Source organism: Thermus sp. FJN-A (assembly GCF_054655095.1).
In genome coordinates, this window is record NZ_BAAHSC010000068.1 from 1 (window position 1) to 469 (window position 469).

Sequence of the window (469 nt, forward strand, 5' to 3'; positions counted from 1 at the left end):
GCGGCGGTCCGGGCCGCCTCCCGGGCGGCGAGCCAACGGAAGAAGGCCTCCGCCACCCGCACCCTCGCCTCCCGCCGGGCGGCCTCGGCGCGGGCCTCGAGGGCCCGGAGGGCGGGGCCCCGGTCCCGGAAGAGGTCCGCCAGGTTGAGGCTTAGGGCCAGGCGGTAGGAGGGGGCCACCTGCCCGTACTCCCCCGCCAGGGCGGCCCCCGCCTCGGCGGAGAGCGCCCCGAGTATTCCGAGGGAGGCCCGGGCGGCCTCCAGGTCGGCGAGGGCCTGGAGGTAGGCGGGGTCCGCCTTCAGGGCTTCCTCCGCGAGGCGGTCCAGGAGGCGGGCCTCCTCCCGGGTGAGGCCCTGGGCCAGGGCCGGGGCGAGGACGAGAAGAAGCGCGAGCCGCCTCACTTGGCCACCACCACCTTCCTGAGCCAGGGGGAGAGGACCACGAAGGCGGCGATGCCCAACCCCCCCGC

Annotated in this window: 1 pseudogene; it reads right to left on the reverse strand. The window is 77.6% G+C overall.

Features of this window, described 5'->3' with window-relative positions:
• Window positions 1–401: pseudogene (locus ACYQ0J_RS00345) on the reverse strand (TolC family protein); the annotation flags it as partial.
• Between the last annotated feature and the right edge of the window lie 68 nt (window positions 402–469).